Source organism: Limosilactobacillus frumenti DSM 13145, from assembly GCF_001436045.1.
Classification (GTDB): Bacteria; Bacillota; Bacilli; order Lactobacillales; family Lactobacillaceae; genus Limosilactobacillus; species Limosilactobacillus frumenti.
On sequence record NZ_AZER01000008.1, the window covers coordinates 66836 to 87027 of the forward strand.

At 42.6% G+C, this 20192-nt stretch carries 20 protein-coding genes; 17 read left to right on the forward strand and 3 right to left on the reverse strand.

The window, feature by feature from the left end:
- The first annotated feature begins 63 nt into the window (after positions 1-63).
- The 7 genes from eno (at position 64) to smpB (ending at position 8614) form a co-directional block, all read left to right on the forward strand.
- Entirely contained in the window at positions 64-1386 is a 1323-nt protein-coding gene (eno, locus tag FD27_RS01750; protein ID WP_057748595.1) for a phosphopyruvate hydratase, read from the forward strand.
- Positions 1387-1635: 249 nt separating this feature from the next.
- Entirely contained in the window at positions 1636-2991 is a 1356-nt protein-coding gene (locus tag FD27_RS01755) for an amino acid permease (RefSeq protein ID WP_057748672.1), read from the forward strand.
- 105 nt (positions 2992-3096) lie between these two features.
- Positions 3097-4638 (forward strand): ClC family H(+)/Cl(-) exchange transporter, encoded by a 1542-nt coding sequence (locus FD27_RS01760; RefSeq protein ID WP_057748599.1) that lies wholly within the window; start codon positions 3097-3099, stop codon positions 4636-4638.
- Positions 4639-4703: 65 nt separating this feature from the next.
- The gene (secG, locus tag FD27_RS01765) at positions 4704-4943 is read left to right on the forward strand and encodes a preprotein translocase subunit SecG (RefSeq protein ID WP_057748602.1); all 240 of its coding nucleotides are present in this window, start codon (positions 4704-4706) and stop codon (positions 4941-4943) included.
- Between the two features lie 66 nt (positions 4944-5009).
- Positions 5010-5762, forward strand: a complete 753-nt coding sequence (locus tag FD27_RS01770; protein ID WP_057748606.1) for an alpha/beta hydrolase — start codon at positions 5010-5012, stop codon at positions 5760-5762.
- Positions 5763-5765: 3 nt separating this feature from the next.
- Positions 5766-8126, forward strand: a complete 2361-nt coding sequence (gene rnr / locus FD27_RS01775) for a ribonuclease R (protein ID WP_057748609.1) — start codon at positions 5766-5768, stop codon at positions 8124-8126.
- 14 nt (positions 8127-8140) lie between these two features.
- A complete protein-coding gene (gene smpB / locus FD27_RS01780; RefSeq protein ID WP_057748612.1) occupies positions 8141-8614 on the forward strand; it encodes an SsrA-binding protein SmpB in 474 nt (157 codons plus the stop codon).
- A 62-nt stretch (positions 8615-8676) separates the two neighbouring features.
- Here the strand turns inward: smpB and FD27_RS01785 are convergent, their stop codons facing one another.
- Positions 8677-9228, reverse strand: coding sequence for an LURP-one-related/scramblase family protein (locus FD27_RS01785; protein ID WP_057748615.1), 552 nt, complete (start codon positions 9226-9228; stop codon positions 8677-8679).
- Between the two features lie 146 nt (positions 9229-9374).
- Here FD27_RS01785 and FD27_RS01790 point away from each other — a divergent pair, with 146 nt between their 5' ends.
- The 4 genes from FD27_RS01790 to FD27_RS01805 all read left to right on the forward strand — a co-directional run bounded on the left by FD27_RS01790 (position 9375) and on the right by FD27_RS01805 (position 12142).
- The gene (locus FD27_RS01790) at positions 9375-10064 is read left to right on the forward strand and encodes a uracil-DNA glycosylase (protein WP_057748618.1); all 690 of its coding nucleotides are present in this window, start codon (positions 9375-9377) and stop codon (positions 10062-10064) included.
- 32 nt (positions 10065-10096) lie between these two features.
- On the forward strand, positions 10097-11071 hold the full coding sequence (gene pta / locus FD27_RS01795; RefSeq protein WP_057748621.1) for a phosphate acetyltransferase: 975 nt from the start codon (positions 10097-10099) through the stop codon (positions 11069-11071).
- A 120-nt stretch (positions 11072-11191) separates the two neighbouring features.
- The gene (gene tsaE / locus FD27_RS01800) at positions 11192-11653 is read left to right on the forward strand and encodes a tRNA (adenosine(37)-N6)-threonylcarbamoyltransferase complex ATPase subunit type 1 TsaE (protein WP_185154733.1); all 462 of its coding nucleotides are present in this window, start codon (positions 11192-11194) and stop codon (positions 11651-11653) included.
- Positions 11654-12142, forward strand: a complete 489-nt coding sequence (locus tag FD27_RS01805; RefSeq protein WP_057748628.1) for a GNAT family N-acetyltransferase — start codon at positions 11654-11656, stop codon at positions 12140-12142. It begins immediately after the preceding gene.
- A 93-nt stretch (positions 12143-12235) separates the two neighbouring features.
- Here FD27_RS01805 and FD27_RS01810 read toward each other — a convergent pair whose 3' ends face one another.
- Together FD27_RS01810 and FD27_RS01815 are read right to left on the reverse strand one after the other, a co-directional pair.
- Positions 12236-12655 (reverse strand): PAS domain-containing protein, encoded by a 420-nt coding sequence (locus tag FD27_RS01810; protein ID WP_057748631.1) that lies wholly within the window; start codon positions 12653-12655, stop codon positions 12236-12238.
- An 18-nt stretch (positions 12656-12673) separates the two neighbouring features.
- The gene (locus FD27_RS01815) at positions 12674-13210 is read right to left on the reverse strand and encodes a 3'-5' exonuclease (RefSeq protein ID WP_057748635.1); all 537 of its coding nucleotides are present in this window, start codon (positions 13208-13210) and stop codon (positions 12674-12676) included.
- A 148-nt stretch (positions 13211-13358) separates the two neighbouring features.
- Between FD27_RS01815 and murB the strand changes: the two genes are divergently transcribed.
- The 6 genes from murB (at position 13359) to FD27_RS01845 (ending at position 20119) form a co-directional block, all read left to right on the forward strand.
- Entirely contained in the window at positions 13359-14252 is an 894-nt protein-coding gene (gene murB, locus FD27_RS01820) for a UDP-N-acetylmuramate dehydrogenase (RefSeq protein ID WP_057748638.1), read from the forward strand.
- Positions 14253-14376: 124 nt separating this feature from the next.
- Positions 14377-15228, forward strand: a complete 852-nt coding sequence (gene cdaA, locus FD27_RS01825) for a diadenylate cyclase CdaA (protein WP_057748641.1) — start codon at positions 14377-14379, stop codon at positions 15226-15228.
- Entirely contained in the window at positions 15215-16042 is an 828-nt protein-coding gene (locus FD27_RS01830; protein WP_057748644.1) for a CdaR family protein, read from the forward strand. Before cdaA ends, FD27_RS01830 begins: the two co-directional genes overlap by 14 nt.
- A 28-nt stretch (positions 16043-16070) precedes the next feature.
- On the forward strand, positions 16071-17426 hold the full coding sequence (glmM, locus tag FD27_RS01835; protein ID WP_057748647.1) for a phosphoglucosamine mutase: 1356 nt from the start codon (positions 16071-16073) through the stop codon (positions 17424-17426).
- Between the two features lie 304 nt (positions 17427-17730).
- Positions 17731-19551 (forward strand): glutamine--fructose-6-phosphate transaminase (isomerizing), encoded by a 1821-nt coding sequence (gene glmS / locus FD27_RS01840; RefSeq protein WP_057748650.1) that lies wholly within the window; start codon positions 17731-17733, stop codon positions 19549-19551.
- A 256-nt stretch (positions 19552-19807) separates the two neighbouring features.
- The gene (locus tag FD27_RS01845; RefSeq protein WP_057748653.1) at positions 19808-20119 is read left to right on the forward strand and encodes a hypothetical protein; all 312 of its coding nucleotides are present in this window, start codon (positions 19808-19810) and stop codon (positions 20117-20119) included.
- Positions 20120-20192: the final 73 nt, after the last annotated feature.

A 20192-nucleotide genomic window follows, 5' to 3' on the forward strand; every position in this document is an offset into this window, starting at 1 on the left:
ATAATAATACAATTAACAGTGGAATTTGCCTTCCAAATATATGACAGAGGAGAGATTCATCAAATGTCACTTATTACAGATATTTATGCACGCGAAGTTCTTGATTCACGTGGTAATCCTACAGTTGAAGCTGAAGTTTACACTGAAGCTGGTGGTTTTGGCCGCGGTATCGTTCCTTCAGGTGCTTCTACTGGTGAACACGAAGCCGTTGAATTACGTGACGGAGACAAGAACCGTTTTGGCGGTAAGGGAGTTTTAAAGGCTGTTTCTAATGTTAACAACATCATTGCTAAGGAAATCGTTGGTATGGAAGTTACCGACCAAATTGCAATTGACAAGGCAATGATCAAGTTAGACGGTACGCCAAACAAGGGTAAGTTAGGTGCTAACGCTATTTTGTCAGTTTCCTTAGCTGCTGCTCGTGCTGCTGCTGACGAATTACAAGTACCTCTTTACAACTACCTTGGTGGATTCAACGCTCACGTATTGCCAACACCAATGATGAACGTTATTAATGGTGGTGCTCACTCCGACAACAAGGTTGACTTCCAAGAATTCATGATTATGCCAGTTGGTGCACCAACTGTTCGTGAAGCTATTCGTTGGGGTTCAGAAACTTTCCACGCATTGAAGAAGGAATTGGAAGATGCTGGTAAGGTAACTTCTGTTGGTGACGAAGGTGGATTTGCTCCAGACTTTGCTAACAACGAAGAACCATTCGAATACTTGATTAAGGCTATCAAGGATGCTGGTTACAAGCCAGGTAAGGACATTGCTATTGCCTTTGACGTAGCTGCTTCTGAACTTTGGAACGACGAAGACAAGAAGTACAAGCTTCGTTGGTCAACTGGTGAAGAATTCACTACTGATGAATTCATCGACTACCTGTCAGGCATCATTGAAAAGTACCCAGTAGTATCTGTGGAAGACCCAATTGATGAAAATAACTGGGATGACTGGGTAACCATTACCAAGAAGCTTGGTAAGAAGGTTCAATTAGTTGGTGACGACTTCTTCGTAACTAACACTGATTACCTGAAGAAGGGTATCAAGATGGGTGCTGCCAACTCAATCTTGATCAAGCTTAACCAAATTGGTACTTTAACTGAAACTGTTGAAGCTATTGAAATGGCTAAGGAAGCTGGCTACACTGCCATCGTTTCACACCGTTCTGGTGAAACTGAAGACACAACCATCGCTGACTTAGTTGTTGCTACTAACGCTGGACAAATCAAGACTGGTTCTATGAGCCGGACTGATCGTCTTGCTAAGTACAACCAATTAATGCGGATTGAAGATCAACTTGGTGACGTTGCTCAATACAAGGGTATCCACTCCTTCTACAACTTGAGTGAACAAGCTCGTCAAGACATCGAAAATCGTTAATCTGGTTGATTAACTAATAAATAAAGGCTAGGAGTTATTCCTAGCCTTTTTTGTATAAGTAAAAGGGCTACTTTGGTTAAAATAATAAAGTTTTGGCTAATCAAACAAACGAAAATTAAGCAGATCCATTAAAAACTAATGAGAATCGTCTTTATTTTTAATATATTTTATAATATAATGCCTTTCAGAAATTGAATTGGAAGGGAATTGAACAACGTGAAGAATTCAGCACCAAAACTTAGACGTTCAATGACAGCCGGTCAAATGGAAATGATTTCCCTTGGCGGTGCCATTGGGGTTGGTTTATTCATGGGGTCAACTTCCACTATTAAGTGGACTGGACCTTCTGTACTGCTGGCCTATGCTTTTGTTGGTTTGATTTTATATATTGTCATGCGTGCGCTGGGGGAGATGATTTATGTTAACCCTGGGACTGGTTCATTTGCTGACTATGCGACTGAATACGTTCACCCGTTAGCGGGATACCTGGCAAAGTGGGCCAACGTGTTTGAATATATTGTTGTTGGGATGTCTGAAGTGGTTGCGGCAACCGAATATCTAAAATTTTGGTGGCCCCATATGCATACCTGGATTGCAGGAGTTGTGATCATCGTTTTCCTGGTTCTTGCTAACCTTGCTAGTGCCAAGGCCTATGGGTCATTGGAATTCTGGTTTGCGATGATTAAGGTAGTGACCATTATCTTCATGATCTTCCTAGGCTTTATGGTAATCTTGTTTGGATTCGGTAACGGTGGGCACCCGACTGGCTTTAGTAACCTGTGGGCTCATGGTGGTTTCTTTACTGGTGGTGTTTCTGGTTTCTTCTTCTCAATGTCGATTATTGTTGGTTCTTATGAAGGAATTGAACTTCTGGGAATCTCAGCAGGGGAAGTTGCTAACCCGCAAGAAGCCATCATTAAGTCTGTTAAATCAGTCTTGTTCCGGATCTTAATCTTTTACGTTGGGGCGATTTTTGTTATTGTGACGATCTACCCTTGGGACAAGCTAAGTTCGGTTGGTTCACCATTTGTTTCAACCTTTGCTAAGGTTGGGATTACGGCTGCAGCATCAATTATTAACTTTGTTGTTTTGACGGCGGCATTATCCGGTGCTAACTCCGGAATTTACAGTTCCAGTCGGATGCTTTTCAAATTATCACACGAAGGTGATGCCCCCAAGATTTTTGGTCGTCTGTCTAAACGGATTGTTCCTGATGCAGCAATCTTAGGTATTTCTGGTGGGATCATGATTGGGTTCATTATTGATATGATTTCCTCTGTATACAGTCATTCTACTTCTGACATGTTTGTGGTTGTTTTCTCATCCTCCGTTTTGCCAGGGATGATTCCATGGTTTGTTATTCTTCTAGCGGAATTGCGTTTCAGAAAGAATAACCCAGATTTGATGGCCAACCACCCATTTAAGTTGCCTCTTTACCCATTCTCTAATTACTTTGCCTTCGTTATGTTAATCGTGATTGTTATCTTTATGTTTATCAATCCTGATACCCGGGTATCAGTAATTGTTGGGGCAGCGGTTCTAATCATTGCCACAATTGTGTACATGGTTCGTTACCGTCATGACTTAAAAAAAGAATATAATTAATCATGATTTTGCGTGCTTGAAACCTGCTTTGGTCTCTGGCACGCTTTTCGTTTGTGGTACAATAAGCTGTACTTGTTTGTAAAGAGAGGAGTTATCACAATTAAAATGGGAAAAGATGTCCTTGTTAAACGAAATCGCCGTAGTACAGAATTATTTCGCGCCATTTTAATTGGGCTATCAACTGGATTGGTTGTTTCAACTTTCCGTTTGATTATTCAGCATCTATTACAGGTGGTAACGTTCTCTTTTCATTACTTTCATTCACATCCCCTGGGCCTCATTTGGTGGGTGCTAGGGACCATTGTTATTGCACTATTGTTAGGGATCCTAGCGCAACGTTACCCCAACATAAAGGGGTCAGGAATCCCCCAAGTTGAAGGACAACTAAAGTCAGAATTTGAAGAAGAGTGGTGGCCTGTCTTGTGGCGGAAATACCTGGGCGGGGTTATTGCCATCGGTTCAGGCCTTTTTCTTGGTCGTGAGGGCCCATCCATTCAGTTAGGTGCGACTGTCGGCCAGGGGATTAGTGAAGCAACAAAAGCGGATGCCTTAAATCGGCGGATTGGGATTGCTTCCGGAGCGGCCGCAGGGTTAGCAGCTGCTTTTAACGCCCCCATTGCTAGTACGATTTTTATTTTGGAAGAGGTTTACCATAATTTCTCTCCATTGATTTGGTTAGCCACTTTTATTAGTTCCCTTTGTTCGAATTTAGTATCGATGGAGTTCTTTGGCTTACGACCAGTTCTCTATGTTCCTTATTCTCATGATTTGCCAACAAGTTTGTACTGGCACTTAATCGTGATGGGGTTGATGCTTGGCTTGTTGGGGCGGCTTTACCAGATTGTAATTTTGCGCTTGGACCAGTGGACGGGGAAACTGAAGTGGCTCAATCCTGTTGGTTATCCAGTGATTCCAATGTTGCTGGTGATGCCCATTGCCTGGTATTTTCCCATTACCTTAGGTGGGGGAAATGGTTTAATTACTAAGCTGCAGTTTTTGCCGTTCTCGCTAAGCTTGTTTGTTCTGCTATTTGTGCTACGATTCGTGTTCTCGATGATGTCCTATGGGACGCAATTGCCTGGGGGTATCTTTTTGCCAATCCTGACGCTGGGGGCTGTCTTGGGAGCTGTCTATTGTGCCGCTATGGTTCGGCTTGGTATTCTCCCGGCACGTTACCTTCCGAACTTTATCATTTATGCGATGGCAGGCTACTTTGCATGTATTAGCAAGGCCCCGTTTACAGCTATTTTATTAATTACTGAAATGGTGGGTTCACTTGATCACTTAATGCCATTAGCACTAGTTGCAACTACTGCATACCTAGTTGTTGATGCTTTGCATGGTCAGCCAGTTTACAGTGCGATGTTTGATAATTTTATTGGCAAGAAACATCAGCAATCAGGACACCAAGACACGCTGACCGTTACTATTTATGCTGGTTCAACTTTAGATGGAATCAAAGTAGCAGACTTTAAATGGCCAGCTAATAGTATTGTGACGCTCGTTTACCGTGGTGAACAACAGATTGTGCCAAACGGCCGAACACTTTTACAAGCTGGGGATACACTAGTGATTTCTGCCCATTGTGATGCCCAGCGGAAGTTACAACAGTACCTTACCCGGGCTGCCCACGACGGGAAAGCCTAGCATTATCACTGATCTTATGTTATCCTAGTTAAGATATAGTGGGCAATTAGTAGGAGGATAAGTCCTTGTATAATACATTAATGACTTTGTTTTTAATTGATTGCGTGGTTTTAATTGCATGTGTAATGATGCAACCCGCTAAAAATGATAATGATGCAATGTCCGCCTTAACTGGTGGGGCCGGCGATCTCTTTTCCCGGCGGAAAGCCCGTGGATTTGAAGCCGTAATGCAAGTTGTTACGACGATTTGTGGTGTGATTTTCTTCGGCTTGGCATTAGCATTAGTTTACGTTTCATCACATTAGCTAAATTTGCCTCCTGTAGCACAATTACTCAGGGGGCCTTTTTATATTATCTGAGGAGGAACACGGATGGAAGTTGTTTCAGGTCAACCATTTATCTTTAACGGTGGTCCCCAAGCGGTCATCCTTCTTCATTCATATACGAGTTCCAGTGCGGACGTCCGCTTGCTGGGTCGAGATCTTCAACGAGCCGGTTATACGGTTTATGCGCCAGTGTTTGCTGGTCATGGCAAGGATCCGCTAACGGTTTTGCAAGATGGTAATCCAGATAAATGGTGGGCTGATACCCAGGCGGCAATTCAACGAATGCGGGACCAAGGAATGACACAGATTGCTATTTTTGGACTTTCACTAGGTGGCTTGCTGGCAACCAAAGCATTGGAAAATACCCATTCGTTATCTGGCGGTGGTGTCTTTGCATCGCCAGTGACCACATGGGGACAGTCGAATGTGCCCCAGTTTTTCCCTCAATTAGCAGCGGATTATTATCGACGAGCCGGATTACCCGCTGACGAGATTCAAGCTAAATTATCAGTAATTAAAGCGCAACTACCTATTCAGTTAGGTGCTATTCAAGCGATGACTAAAGAGATTGATCAGCATTTAGACGCTATTCGTGGATCATTCTTTATTGCCCAGGGTGGCCGTGATCAGATGATCGATCCTCATTCAGGAGCACAGCTACAAGAACGCTTGACGGCTAATGGTGTTCATGTTGACTACCATTTTTACCCAGAAGCTGATCATGTCCTGACGGTTAATAATGCTCGTCGCCAACTGAGCACAGACGTTTTACAATATTTAAAGCAAGTTTTGAGGTAAGAAATGATATCAAATAACAAGTTAAAAGAGAAAATTAATTCCTATTTGACAGAAAATGCTGGAGTTAGCTTTTCGGCGGAGAAGGTAGCCCGAATACTGGGGATGGATTCAGCTGACCAATTTACGCCGATCGTTCAGACCCTAGCAGAATTAGAACGAGAGAAAAAAGTTCAAGTAAACGAACGCGGTGAATTCGAAGCAGTGATAAAGCCAACTGAGATTATCGGAACTTTTCACGGTAACGATAAGGGCTTTGGCTTTGTTGACTATGATCCTGATCTGCCAGACATTTACATTAATCCAGATCATACGAAGCATGCCCTTAACGGGGATCAAGTTGCTGTTAAAATTTTGCGGGCTGCCAAGCCTGGCAGTGACCAGGGACCAGAAGGCCAAGTGACCCGAATTGCTGAACACAATTATGACAAGATCGTTGGTGAATTTAAACAAGAGACTGTCGGCGATTACATTGGAGAGATTTTATTAAAGGATAAGAAGCTTTCTAACTACCGGTTCTTTGTTAATAATTTGGGATTGAAACCAATGGATGGTCAAGTGGTTACAGCTACGGTAGCAACGTACCCAGATGATGAATCGCCGCAGGTACTGACTGGCGCAGTTAATGAGGTCATTGGTAACCGCGATGAACCTGGTATCGACATTCTATCGGTAATTTACGCGCATGATGTGCCGCACCAATTTCCTAAAGAAGTTATGGATGAGGCTAACAAGATTCCTTTGCATGTTTTGCCTGAGGAACGCAAAGGACGAAAAGATATTACTGATCAACCATTGGTAACGATTGATGCGATCGAATCCAAAGATTTGGACGATGCTGTCGTCGCGTGGAAGATGGATAATGGCCATTATCATTTAGGGGTGCATATCGCTGACGTCAGTCATTACGTTAAGCCCGGGAGTGCGCTGGATGAGGAAGCATTCAAACGCGGTACATCTGTTTACCTGACGGATCGTGTTGTTCCAATGCTGCCTAAACGGTTGTCGAACGGCATTTGTTCGTTAAATCCAGGTGAAGACCGTCTATCAATGAGCTGTGAAATGGAAATTGATGAACAGGGACGGGTCGTCAAGCACGCTATCTTCCCAAGTGTAATGCGTTCGCACGCACGGATGACTTACAAAGCTGTCAACGCAATTTTGGAAGCTCATGATCAGAAAACTATTGATCGCTACCATGATTTGGTCCCAATGTTTGAGACAATGAAAGAAATTCATAAGATTCTGCTTAAGAAGCGGAAGCGTCGCGGTGCCATTGATTTTGAAGCTCCTGAAGCAAAGATTATTGTGGATGAAAAAGGGCACCCAACTGATATTCAATTGCGGGAGCGGGGATTATCAGAGCGGATGATTGAATCCTTCATGTTAGCGGCCAACGAAACGGTTGCTGAACATTATTATAAGGAACACGTCCCATTCTTGTACCGGATCCATGAACAGCCGGATAATGAAAAGATCAAGTCCTTTTTTGAGTTCTTATCTGTTTTTGGCATTAATGCTCATGGTGATATTAACAATGTTAAGCCGAAAATGCTGCAAAATGTTTTGAAGGATGTAGCAGGTAAGCCGGAAGAACAAATGGTTCAGGTTATGATGCTGCGCAGTATGCAGCAAGCCAAGTACTCTGATGAAGAACTTGGTCACTTTGGCTTAGGAGCCGACTACTATACGCACTTCACGTCACCAATTCGGCGTTATCCGGATGATACTGTTCACCGCCTTATTAAGTGGTACAGCAAGCACGGTAAAGGTGAAGATGCCAAGGCGGCCTGGCGAGACCGGCTACCTGAGATTGCCGAGCATACCTCATTCACTGAACGCCGGGGAATTGATACAGAACGTGATGTTGACAGCATGAAAAAGGCTGAATACATGGAGGACCATGTGGGCGAAACTTTCGAAGCGGTGGTCTCTTCTGTTATGAAGTTCGGTCTATTTGTAGAGTTGCCAAATACGGTAGAAGGATTAATTCATATTAGTGTGATGAATGATGACTACTATGAGTATTCTGAAAAGCACCTGGCTTTGATTGGTCGTACACATCACCGAATCTTCCAAATCGGCCAACCCATTCATGTTAAATTGTTGCGGGTTGATAAGGACTTGCGGGAAATTGACTTTGAATTGGTTCACCCAGAGGAAGCCCCAACAACAAAGATTAGGGTCCCTCACAATGATCGTCGTGGTGGTCGTCAACGCGGGCGAAACAACCGTAATGGTCATCGTCGTCATAACCAGCAACGTGATCATGAAAACGGCTCGCGGAATAATCGTCAAATCAATCGCGGCCAAACACGTCATCACAATAACTCTAAGGACCATCAACCACGTCGTCGTCGCCATTAATGGAGGTGTGAATCATGGCTAAAAAGGGTCGCCAACAAAAGAATGACAATTTAATTGCCCAAAACAAAAAAGCCCGCCATGATTACTTTGTTACCGACACTTATGAGGCAGGAATTGTTCTAACGGGAACGGAAATTAAGTCAGTTCGTGCCCACCGCGTCAGCTTAAAAGATGGCTTTGCTCAAATTCGTAACGGTGAGGCATGGTTGATGAACGTTCATATCAGTGAATATGATAATGGGACCTACTTTAACCAAGATCCCTTGCGCAACCGAAAATTATTGCTTCATAAAAAAGAAATTCATAAACTTACTGGTGCCTTACAAGATAAGGGAGTTACCTTAGTACCACTTAAAATGTACATTAAACACGGGTATGCAAAGGTCCTCTTAGGACTTGCCAAGGGGAAGCATGAGTACGATAAACGTGAATCGATTAAGCGTCGGGAAACTAATCGTGAAATTGCGCGGGTTATGAAACACTATTAAAAAAGAAGCCCGTCAGGTTGACAATTAAATGCCAACTTGACGGGCTTTAAAGAATTTAAACGCTAGTTGTGATTGCGAAAGCTCATACTAAATCCATCATCAATATCAGCGCGACGGCCCCAGCGAACCTTCAGGGGACTTCCTTGTTTCCGCCGGGCCCAATGTTGTAAAACAGAGGCTACTAGTATTGCCAGGGGTTCGTCGGCTTCTTGGTTTACTTTCAGCTCATGGTAGTAGTCACCGGTGAATGCAACCGGTCGAATGGAAAAGACCTTTCGTTGCGCTTGAAAGACCCGGTATTTATCAGAAAATGGTGAACCCACCACGACCCAGTTCAAGCCACGAATGTAAATGACTTCGCGAAGAAAACCAAGCGATTTACTGACGGTACCAACTTGATGTCGATTCAGGTAAAGGGCAAAACGAGGTAGGATACCGAAGCTTTGCTGTTTGACTTCCGCTAAGAGTTCGCCAGAAATCGAGTATAGCGAGAGAACATCATGCAGCATTCCCCATTTTCCCACTAGTAAGTAGCAGGACCGCCCTTGATAATCACGAATCACTGTAGTGCCGTGTAAGTCTGTGTCGTGGTCACGTAGGTATAGTAAACGCATGGGTTCACCTCCTTAGGAGTTATTGCCTTAATTGTACCAGTTTAATTCCTAAAATCCTAATCGAAGGCAGTAAAATAAAACCGCTTTCATTTTCTATGTTGTTAGTGTTAACTTATGCTAAAATAATAGACGAGGTGCTAAGAATCGTGAAACAACTTATTCATAATGATTGGTGGCCAATTCTCCAACCCCAATTTGAAAGTACATATTATGCACAACTGCATGATTTCCTAAAGGAAGAATATAGTCACCGGACAATTTATCCGGAAATGCATCATATTTTCCAAGCGTTTGAATGGACGCCATTTAGTAAGGTCAAGGTCGTTATTCTGGGCCAGGACCCTTACCATGGCCCTCACCAAGCGCATGGATGCAGCTTTTCAGTTTTGCCAGGGGTTCCAGTTCCACCATCGCTCCAAAATATTTACAAGGAGTTACAGCGTGATGTTGGTTGTCATCCGGTTCAGCATGGTTACTTAAAAAAGTGGGCTGATCAGGGTGTATTGCTATTGAACTCAGTTTTAACCGTTCGGGCTGGTCAAGCTTTCTCGCATAAGGGACATGGCTGGGAACGATTGACTGACGCAGCAATTCATGCTTTATCAGAGCGCCCACAACCTGTTGTCTTCATTTTGTGGGGTCGTGCTGCGCGGGACAAGAAGAAGCTGATTAACCTCAAGACAAATATTGTCTTAGAATCAGCTCATCCTAGTCCTTTGTCAGCTAATCGTGGTTTCTTTGGCTCAAAGCCATTTTCTAAAACGAACGAAGCACTTCGGGCGATGGGTGAAAAGCCGATCGATTGGCAATTGCCTGATCAGCCAACCGCTGAGTAATTGTTTAGAACTATCGAAGGAGGTTCTTATTGATGAGTTTATTTAATGAGATTGCTGCTAAGGTAAAGGGAACTGATAAGACAATTGTGTTCCCAGAAGGGGCGGATAAGCGTGTCCTGGGCGCTGCTGTTCGTCTGAAGAAGGACGACATTGTGGAACCAATCCTGTTAGGAAAGCAGGCAGACATTGATAAGACTGCTGCTGATAATAACTTTGATTTAACTGGATTACAAATTATCGATCCTGAAAACTACCCAGCAGAAGATAAGAAGGCAATGTTTGACGCATTGTTGGAGCGTCGGAAGGGTAAGAATACTCCTGAACAAGTAACCGAGATGCTGAAGGATGTTTCCTACTTCGGTACCATGTTGGTTTACATGGGTAAGGCTGATGGAATGGTTTCTGGTGCCGTTCACTCCACTGGTTCTACTGTTCGTCCAGCATTACAAATCGTTAAGACTAAGCCAGGTGTTCACCGGATTAGCGGGGCCTTCTTAATGCAGAAGGGTGACCAACGGTACATTTTTGCTGATTGTGCTATCAATATTGAACTTGACGCCCCAACGATGGCTGAAGTGGCTGTTCAAAGTGCTGCTACTGCCAAGCTATTTGGAATTGATCCAAAGGTTGCCTTGTTAAGCTTCTCTACTAAGGGCTCTGCTAAGGGTGATATGGTTACGAAGGTTGCCGATGCGACCGCCAAGGTTCATGAAATGGAACCAGATTTGCCAGCAGATGGTGAATTACAATTCGATGCGGCCTTTGTTCCTGAAGTTGGTGCTTTAAAGGCACCTGGTTCCAAGGTTGCAGGTCACGCTAATGTCTTCATCTTCCCTAGCTTGGAAGCCGGTAACATTGGTTACAAGATTGCCCAACGGTTTGGTGGATTTACCGCTGTTGGTCCAATCCTTCAAGGATTGAATGCCCCAATTGCCGACTTGTCACGGGGATGCAATGAGGATGATGTTTACAAGGTTGCCATGATTACTGCTGCGCAAGCACTATAGGTCAACTAATAATTTAAATATAATAAGAGTCTCTCTGAATGGAGAGGCTCTTTTAATATTATTGTGTAAAATTAGGGTATGCTATCATTAATAATAAACAGAAGTCACCAAGGAGGGAGAATGGTGAAAAAAGTATTGATGAATAGCCGTGAGGAAACAATTAATCTCGGTACTAAAATCGGTCGTAAGTTGCAGGCTGGCGATGTGCTGGTCTTGGATGGTGATTTGGGAGCCGGGAAGACGACTTTTACTAAAGGCTTAGCACTAGGACTCAAAATACCGGACTTAATTAAGAGCCCTACCTTCACGATTATTCGAGAGTATCATGACGGACGGTTGCCACTGTACCACATGGACGCTTATCGTCTTGAAAATGGTGGTGCTGAAGATTTAGGACTGGAAGAATATTTTGATAGTGATGGAGTTAGTGTTGTTGAATGGGCGCAGTTTGTCGAAGATGAATTGCCAGCTGAGTTTTTGGCTATTCATTTCCGCCGTACGGATGATGAAAATAAACGGGTATTAATTTTTGAACCTCATGGCCATCACTTTGAACAATTGGTAAAGGAACAGGTGAACTAAGTGTCATCAACGGTTGAACTAAAATTAGCAGAGCACGAGGATGCTGCTAACATCCTTGCCTTTCTTCAGCAGGCAAAGACGGAGACGGACGCTATTACTATCCCCCACCTTGAGCGGGTTACTGCTCAAGAAGAATCACGGAACATCGATGAAATTAATCAATCCGATGACTGTGTCATTATGCTTGCAATGTTAGATGATCACCTCGTTGGTATGGTGACAGTGATGAAGACTAGTGCTAAAACTAAAACCGGGGAGCTGGGGGTTGTTGTAGCTAAAAAATATTGGCATAACGGAATTGGTCAAATGTTGGTCGATGAAGCTGAGTACTGGTTTACGCATTACAGTAGTTTGCAGCATATGAACCTAACTGTTTATGAAGATAATGTGCCAGCAATTAATTTGTACCGGAAGATGAATTTTGTTGTCACGAAGCATGTACACATTAATGGACAGGCGTCATTGCAAATGGATTATCAACCTAGTTAAAAATGAAGCCAGAAAATAACCTGCTGTTAATTGAGAATCTGTAAAAAATTAGAGGCTGGGAAGCGACTAAAGTAGCTCCTCAACCTCTTTTTCTTAATGCTTAAAGATTTGTTTGACGTTCCGCCAGAATGCACCACGTTCTTGATGTCCACTAACATCTTGTGTCACTTCGACACATCCAATGTATTTGCCATCGTCATTATGAAGGGCGTAGAAGGCAATATTAACAGGCCGATCATGATAATGAATCATGATACTAATTTGACCACGTTTACCGTCGTGCATTTCCTTCAATACTTGCTTGACTCGTCCTTGACTATGGCCCGGATGAACTTCCAGAACATGTTTGCCTAAGTCATCGTCAGTTCGGGCGAACAGACGATGACGATTGGCGGATGACCACCGGACAATATCGTTTTCATCAATGAGGTCAAACTCTTCAGGGATCGTTTTGAAAATGGCATTCAATTGATCCAGCGACATGCTTCCACCTTGCAAAGTGATTTTATCCATTCTTTATCCTCCTTTTAATTAACCGAACATTTTGATGAAAGGCTTGATTTGCTGACTACCAAATTGGGTGTCTTGGTAGATCAGAATATTTGCACATGCCTGAGCGTCATCAAGGGCGTTGTGATGGTGGTGCAGGTCGATTTGCAAGGCATCACATACCGTATTCAGCTTATAATTACTTAATCCTGGAATAAGCTTGCGAGAAGTTTTCACCGTATCTAATGTTTGGTAAACCGGTGGTTCAATCTCATAATGCTCAAGGGTCCGTTTAAGCACGCTATTATCAAAGCTATTATTATGAGCGATTACCAACTGGTCGGGTGTATAAAATGATTTGATATGCTGCCAAACTTTCGGGAAAGTTGGTGCATCTGCAACGTCCTCTTCGTGAATACCGTGGATTTGAATATTGCGCCAATTAAAATCAGTCTGCGGATTAATTAAAGAGTAAAATTCGTCCACAATCTTACTATTGCGGACAATTGTTAGGGCTAATGAACAAGCACTAAACCGTTTTCCGTTTGCGGTTTCGAAATCCATTGCAATAAAATTCACCGCGGTCAGCCTCCCATAAAATAATTGTAACTACCTTATTTTACCGGGAAAGAAGCATTAGTGCAATTTTCGTGATTGCGTGAAGCAAGCTAATATCAGGTAAAAATGATACAATATGAACAGCTTAAATAATAAAGGACGATAAGTAATGATCAATTTAACTGATAAATTTCCAGATATTAAAATCTTGCAGGATGAACCACTGTCGAAATATACGTTTACCCATACTGGCGGCAACGCTGACTGGTTGGCGTTCCCAACAGAAGTAAACCAAGTGAAACGACTGGTTGAATTTGCAAACAAAAATTCATTAGCGGTAACTGTATTGGGCAATGCTAGTAATCTAATTGTTAAGGATGGTGGGATTGCCGACCTGACCATCATTTTGACGGGGATGAATAAAATTACCGTTAACGGCAATGATGTTACGGCACAAGCTGGTGCAGCGTACATTGAGACTACGAAGGTTGCCCGGGATCATAGCCTGACGGGGATTGAATTTGCCGCTGGTATCCCAGGCAGCATTGGTGGAGCGATCTTTATGAACGCTGGTGCCTATGGTGGTGAAACGGAAAACGTGGTGTCCAAGGCGACAATCATGTTGCCTGATGGCACGATTACGAGTTTAAATCACGATCGGTTAGACTTCGGTTACCGTCACTGCAGCGTGCAAGATAACCATGGGATCGTACTGGATGCCACTTTTGCCCTTAAGCCGGGTGATAAAGAGGCCATTACTGCTCAAATGGATGATCTTAATGCACGCCGGGCGGCTAAGCAACCACTGGACTTGCCATCCTGTGGTAGTGTTTTCAAGCGACCAAAGGGTTACTTTGCCGGTAAGCTGATTCATGATGCCGGTTTGCAAGGCTACACATCTGGTGGTGCTCAAGTTTCTACAAAGCATGCAGGATTCATTGTTAATATCAATAATGGGACCGCAACGGATTATTTGAATGTTATTCATCACGTGCAAAAGACCGTCAAAGACAAGTTTGGCGTTAGTTTAGAAACGGAAGTCCGTATCATCGGGCGGGACTAGCGAAGATCGGTTCTACTATCATGGCGATAGTAGAACCATTTTGTTTTAAATCATCATGGTTGGGGATGGTCGTTCTGGTATAAAATGATATAATGTTATCGTGATTTAGAGGATGGTGAAAAATATGTCAGCTATTGCGGCGCTGTTTACGTGGCAAAATTTCATTCACTTAATTGATATCCTCGTAATTTGGTTCTTAATTTACGAACTACTGTTGCTGATTCGGGGGACACGAGCTGTTCAGTTATTCCGGGGAATTATTATCATCATTTTGGTAAAAGTTGTTTCCTGGTATATTGGCTTGAGCACCGTCTCCTGGATAATGGATCAGATTATTAACTGGGGTGTCATTGCAATCGTGGTGATTTTTCAGCCAGAAATTCGGCGGGGCCTTGAGCATTTAGGCCGGGGATCACTCTTTGCACGTAATCAAACTGCTAATGAGACTGAAGAGGAAACGATTAAGCAACTCGATCAGGCTATTCAATACATGTCAAAACGACGGATTGGTGCCCTGATTAGTATTGAAATGAAGACTGGACTGGAGGAGTATATTGAAACTGGGATTCCGTTAGATGCGGATATTTCGGGAGCACTACTCATCAATACTTTTATTCCGAATACGCCACTTCATGATGGCGCGGTCATTATTAAAAATAATCGAATTGCCGTTGCTGCTGCTTATTTGCCATTGTCTGACAGTAAGCTAATTCCAAAAGAGTTAGGGACCCGGCACCGGGCCGCTGTCGGCATTAGTGAAGTAACTGATGCTTTGACGATTGTTATTTCAGAAGAAACTGGCGAGGTTTCTATTACAAAAGATAATGAATTGATCCGTAACATGTCGCAAAATGATTATCTGAAGTTCTTACGTGCTCAGTTATATAACCATGATGCTGACAGTAACAACAGCGTTCTAACACATCTGGTGTCATTCTTTAGTCGTGGAGGAGGTGGCCGTCATGGGCAAAAATAGTGGTGGCTTCTTCAATAATAAGTGGTTTCTGCGTCTAACGTCATTAGCACTCGCTTTGTTCCTATTTTTCTACGTTAATAATAGTGGTAATGGTTTTTTACGTCAGAATACCAGGAACCATGACCAAAGTAGTGCATTGATGTCTGATAAGACTGCAACAATCAAAATGCCTTTAGACATTACTAGTAATGATAATTATGTAGTGACTGGCTATCCTAAGACGGTTAAGGTTAAAGTTACTGGGCCGTCAGCATTGGTAACAACGACAGTTAATACCCAGAATTTCAAAGCTTACATTGATCTAAGTAAGGTTAGCGTCGGTAAGCACCGGGTGCCAGTAAAAACAGCGGGACTGAATTCGGAACTAAATGCTGAAGTTAGTCCCAAATACGTGACCGTAAATGTTCAGCCAAGACGGACGATTACAATGAAAGTTAGTGTTCGGTTAAGTAGCCACGACTTAAAGAATGGGTACACAGTGGGTGATCCACGAACAGACATTGGCACCGTTCAGATTACCGGTTCACGTAGTCAAGTTGATCGGGTGGCCCGCGTGGTTGCATTCGTTGCTATGCCAGATAAAGCAACCAGTGATATTCACCGTCAAGTTACCCTTCAAGCATTGGATAAAAATGGTCAAACTTTAAATGTGGTCATTGAACCGGCAACCACGAATGTCACTATTCCAATTAATGGAAGTGCTGATAACAATAATTCTTCCATTTCATCATCAAGCAGTAAACACGCAAGTAGTGATGAATCGGTTGCCACAATGAGTTCAAGCAGTGCGAGTTCAAGCACTGATAATCAATAGTAAAGTGATTAAAGGAGTTTAAAATAACATGAAATTAAAATATTTTGGTACAGATGGAGTACGGGGAGTTGCAAATGAGGATCTCAGTCCGGAACTGGCTTTTCGCGTTGGTCGTGCTGGTGGCTACGTTTTAACTCGGCATTCTGAAAGGAAGCAGCCACAGGTGTTGGTTTCGCGTGATACCCGTATTTCCGGACAAATGCTAGAGAATGCATTAGTTGCTGGTTTGTTATCCGTTGGTATTGAGGTTTTACGCTTAGGTGTCGTTACTACGCCTGGTGTTGCTTACTTGGTACGAGCTCAAGAAGCAGATGCTGGGGTAATGATCACGGCGTCTCATAATCCAATTAAGTATAACGGTATCAAATATTTTGGTGGTGATGGTTTTAAACTATCTGACGACCTAGAATATGAGATTGAACAATTGCTAGATGCTGACGAGGATAAGTTGCCACGTCCTTCGGATAAGGGATTAGGGACGGTTGCTGACTACCACGAAGGGGCATTGAAGTACACTTCGTTCTTGGAACAGACCGTTGCTAGTGACTTATCTGGATTAAAAGTGGTTGTCGATGCTGCTAATGGTGCCACGAGTGGGTTTGTCTCCAATCTTTTTGCTGATATGAATGTTGATTTTGTACCAATTCATGCTCAGCCAAATGGCCTTAACACTAACTTGCACTGTGGGTCAACTCATCCAGAAAGCTTACAAAAAGCAGTTGTTGATAATCAAGCCGACCTTGGTTTGGCGTTTGACGGTGATGGTGACCGGTGTATTGCTGTTGATAATGAAGGTCACTTAGTCGATGGTGATAAAATTATGTACATTTGTGGTCATCACATGGATGAGCAGGGACTCCTTAAAAAGGATACGGTTGTGACAACCGTAATGAGTAACCTGGGAATGTACAAAGCTTTGGAAGCACACGGGATGAAGAGTGTAAAGACCAAAGTTGGTGATCGGTATGTTGTTGAAGAAATGCTTAAGAATGGTTATAACCTTGGTGGCGAGCAATCAGGGCATATCATTTTCCTTGACTACAACACTACCGGTGATGGAATGTTGACTGCTTTACAATTACTGTCAGTGATCAAAGAAACTGGCAAGTCTTTAAAGGAATTGGCTGCTGATGTAACGACCTACCCACAGGAACTGGTTAATATTAAGGTTGCTGACAAGGAAGCTGCCATGGCTAACCAAGATCTGCAGCAAGTGATTGCCAAAGTTGAGGGTAAGATGAATGGTGATGGTCGTGTGTTAGTTCGACCAAGTGGAACAGAACCGCTGCTACGGATTATGGCAGAAGCGGCTACTCCTGAGTTAGTACATCAGTATGTTGAAGAAATTGCTGATGTTGCTCGGCGTGAATTAGAAGTGAAATAATCAAAATTCGCGATGAGATAGAATGAGATTATTAGTTTAAAACTCTCGTAAGTGTAAATAGGTCTCTAGCATTCGACGATGTGTCGAGCGCTGGGGACCTATTTTAGTACTGCGGTATTTTTTATAAAAAAGAGGCCCAGTAATTTCCAGTCCGTTGGGCCACTATTAATACCTAGACCAATTGAGTGAAGATCATTGACATCCAATTTAAAGAACGGTACTATACTTTATAGTCGCAAAGAATTGGAATGAAATTAAGTTATCTATACCAATTTTTAATATTAATGAATAAGGGATGAATAATATGTGTGGAATTGTTGGTGTGACTGGGACTAAAAATAGTCTGTCAATCTTAATCAATGGATTAAAACGACTGGAATATCGTGGGTATGATTCAGCTGGGGTTTATGTGAATGATAATAATGGACATGATTATTTGGTCAAGCGTCCGGGACGGATTAGTAACCTTGAAGCAGCATTGACTGATGATGTTCATGGAGTGTCTGGAATCGGCCATACCCGTTGGGCAACTCATGGTGAACCAAGTGAAGCTAATGCTCATCCTCAATATTCATCAGACAAGCGCTTCTATCTTGTTCACAATGGTGTGATTGAAAACTATGCACAGTTAAAAACCAATTACCTTTCAGGTGTTCACTTTGCTAGTCAAACGGATACGGAAGTAATTGTCCAATTAGTAGATAAATTTGTGGTTGATGGCCACTTGACTACTAAGGAAGCCTTATTAAAGGTTCTCAAGTTGATCAGCCCTGATTCTTCATACGCCTTTGTTTTAATGGATAAGGAACAACCTGATACTTTGTTTGTTGCCAAAAACAAGAGTCCATTATTGGTTGGTGTTGCTGACGGGTATAACATGGTTGGTTCAGATGCCACTTCTATGCTGAAACAAACGAACGAATTCTTGGAATTGGATGACCATGAATTAGTCATTGTTAAGCCTGACTCAATTGAGATTGAAGACTTTGATGGTAACCAAAAGCACCGGGATACCTTCACCGTTGATATGGATCCCAATGCTGCCGATAAGGGTGCATATCCATACTACATGTTGAAAGAAATCGATGAACAACCAGCTGTTATGCGGAAGATTGTTCAAAAATACTTTGATGAAAACGGTCAGCCAAAGATCGATGAAGACCTGTTGAAGTCAATGGCCGCTGCTGATCACCTGTACATTGTCGGTGCCGGAACTAGTTACCATGCTGGTTTAATTGGTGCACGAATTTTTGAAAAGTTAGTCGGTGTACCAACTTCTGTTCATATTTCATCAGAATTTGCTTACGAACAACCATTACTATCCAAAAAGCCATTCTTTATCTTCTTGAGTCAGAGTGGTGAAACGGCCGATAGTCGTGAAGTATTGGTTCACGTAAATGAAAACAAGTGGCCAAGTTTGACCATTACTAATGTTGACAAGTCGACGCTATCTCGTGAAGCGACATTTACTGAATTACTTTATGCGGGTCCTGAAATTGCGGTAGCCTCAACCAAGGCTTACACTGCTCAAATTGCGGTCGAAGCTGTTTTAGCTAAAGCCCTTGGGGAATACATGGACAAACCGGCTGCTCGTGAATTTGATGTTAAGCACCAATTAGGTTTGGTCGCTAATGGTATGCAGTCATTAACTGACAGCAAAGGGATCATGAAAGACTTGTCTGATAAGTACCTTTCTAAGACACGGAATGCCTTTTACATTGGTCGGGGAATTGACTGGTCCGTTTCACTAGAGGCAGCACTAAAGCTGAAGGAAATCTCGTATGTCCAAGCTGAAGGATTTGCTTCTGGGGAATTGAAACACGGTACGATTGCCTTAATTGAAAAGGGTACTCCAGTGATCGGCATTATCACGCAAGATCGGACTGCTGGATTAACACGGAGTAACTTGGAAGAAACTCAAGCTCGTGGATCCAACGCCCTGACGATTGTTTCACGGCATTTGGCTCAAGATGGTGATAACATCCTGTTACCAGATGTTGATGAACTGTTAACCCCATTGCTGAGTGTTGTACCAGCTCAATTATTGGCTTACTACACTAGTTTAGGGAAGGGACTGGATGTTGATAAACCACGGAACTTGGCTAAGTCAGTTACAGTTCAATAATCAGATTAGAGAAGTGCTGATAGACACTTCTCTTTTTTTAGTAATTTTTGTGAGCAAAAACTTGCAATATTAATGAAATTGATTGGTAAATTATCGTAAAAACTCTTGACACCGGTATATGAAACCGCTATCATAATGTTTGTAAGGTATTTAAGTATTTACCTTCTAATCAATTCTCTTTCTCTCTTATGCCAATCATCGCCAACCTGGCGGTGATTTTTTTGTTAAAATATATAACGGAAAGGGAGCGGATAGATTGGAAGAACAACACGAAGTTTTAACATTAATTGAGGAAATTACTCGTAATGATGGTAGTAAATATTACGAAATTGGTAATATGGTTCAAAATGGGCGAGCAGAACTAGCTGCTGAACGAGGTTATATTAAGGAAGTTCGTATTCTCCAACTTAATATTCCGCATTCACGAAATGTTATTAAATATGAGCATTTTATCAACACTCATTATAAGATGCAGGATGAATCAATGGACCACTGGGAAGAATGGAAGCGAACCCCTGAAGCTGATGCCGTTGTCAAAGAAATTTTAAAAGAAAATCATATTGGATAATCAACCAAAACAGGAATGAGGAAGTGGTCATTAATCCTCATTCCTGTTATTTGTTTAAAAAATAGAATTAACC

Excerpts from the sequence above, each read along its gene's own strand:
- rnr (WP_057748609.1), top strand. The coding sequence starts at position 5,766 with ATGATATCAAATAACAAGTTAAAAGAGAAAATTAATTCCTATTTGACA.
- FD27_RS01810 (WP_057748631.1), bottom strand. The coding sequence starts at position 12,655 with ATGGATAAAATCACTTTGCAAGGTGGAAGCATGTCGCTGGATCAATTG.
- glmS (WP_057748650.1), top strand. The coding sequence starts at position 17,731 with ATGTGTGGAATTGTTGGTGTGACTGGGACTAAAAATAGTCTGTCAATC.
- eno (WP_057748595.1), top strand. The coding sequence starts at position 64 with ATGTCACTTATTACAGATATTTATGCACGCGAAGTTCTTGATTCACGT.
- cdaA (WP_057748641.1), top strand. The coding sequence starts at position 14,377 with ATGTCAGCTATTGCGGCGCTGTTTACGTGGCAAAATTTCATTCACTTA.
- FD27_RS01760 (WP_057748599.1), top strand. The coding sequence starts at position 3,097 with ATGGGAAAAGATGTCCTTGTTAAACGAAATCGCCGTAGTACAGAATTA.
- smpB (WP_057748612.1), top strand. The coding sequence starts at position 8,141 with ATGGCTAAAAAGGGTCGCCAACAAAAGAATGACAATTTAATTGCCCAA.
- FD27_RS01830 (WP_057748644.1), top strand. The coding sequence starts at position 15,215 with ATGGGCAAAAATAGTGGTGGCTTCTTCAATAATAAGTGGTTTCTGCGT.
- FD27_RS01785 (WP_057748615.1), bottom strand. The coding sequence starts at position 9,228 with ATGCGTTTACTATACCTACGTGACCACGACACAGACTTACACGGCACT.
- FD27_RS01755 (WP_057748672.1), top strand. The coding sequence starts at position 1,636 with ATGACAGCCGGTCAAATGGAAATGATTTCCCTTGGCGGTGCCATTGGG.
- glmM (WP_057748647.1), top strand. The coding sequence starts at position 16,071 with ATGAAATTAAAATATTTTGGTACAGATGGAGTACGGGGAGTTGCAAAT.
- murB (WP_057748638.1), top strand. The coding sequence starts at position 13,359 with ATGATCAATTTAACTGATAAATTTCCAGATATTAAAATCTTGCAGGAT.
- pta (WP_057748621.1), top strand. The coding sequence starts at position 10,097 with ATGAGTTTATTTAATGAGATTGCTGCTAAGGTAAAGGGAACTGATAAG.
- tsaE (WP_185154733.1), top strand. The coding sequence starts at position 11,192 with ATGGTGAAAAAAGTATTGATGAATAGCCGTGAGGAAACAATTAATCTC.
- FD27_RS01770 (WP_057748606.1), top strand. The coding sequence starts at position 5,010 with ATGGAAGTTGTTTCAGGTCAACCATTTATCTTTAACGGTGGTCCCCAA.